The 775-nt window shown below is 45.3% G+C and carries 1 protein-coding gene; it reads left to right on the forward strand.

Going from position 1 to position 775, the window contains the following annotated elements; genetic code table 11:
• A partial coding sequence (locus tag R7E78_RS26025; RefSeq protein ID WP_318058596.1) for a GGDEF domain-containing protein occupies positions 1–775 on the forward strand: 775 nt, incomplete at both ends.

Below are 775 nucleotides of genomic sequence, written 5' to 3' on the forward strand. Positions count from 1 at the left end.
AGACATTGGCGAGCACATCTTTTACCAAGATCAGGTCTATAAACGCTTTCCTGAAGACCAGATGTTTCAGGATGATGGCGTTCAAGCTTACCTTGGCCTACCGTTGAAAACACAAAGTGGCGAAGTGCTTGGGATTTTGCTGTCTACTTTTACTCGAAGTATTCACGCGAAAGAAGCACAAGATGTGCTCGAACTTCATCGCTTTTATGCCAATGTGATTATCCATAGCCTTCGTGAAAAATGGGTCAGCGAGCGTTCGGACAAACTCCTAAACCAACTTAGCTACGAAGTCTCCCATGACAACCTCACTGGTTTGTTGAACCGCAGCTGTTTGGCAGACACGCTAGAAACATTAACGCAGCAAGCCACCCGCCCTTTTAATCTGGCGTATCTGGATATCGACAACTTCAAATCGATAAACGACATCAACGGGAACTACATTGGTGACCAGATCATCAAGTTTACTGCAAATGCGATTCAACAGAGCTTGTCTTCCCCAAATAACGCGTTTCGCGTTGCTGGCGACGAGTTTGCCTTTATTACTTACGATGAAGATCCCGTGGCTGTATGTCAGGAAGTGCTCGATAAAATTGAAGCCGGTTACAGTGACAAATCCAATCGTATTTCTTTTACCGTGAGCATTGGCATTGCACGAGCGCCTGTTCACATGCTCAACAGTGATGAACTGATCCTAAATGCCAGCTTGGCGTTGAAAGATTGCAAAAAACACCGTGACACACGAATTCAACATTACGACACGCACTTAAGTGCGCTT

The sequence above is a fragment of the Vibrio sp. YT-19(2023) genome (assembly GCF_033337395.1).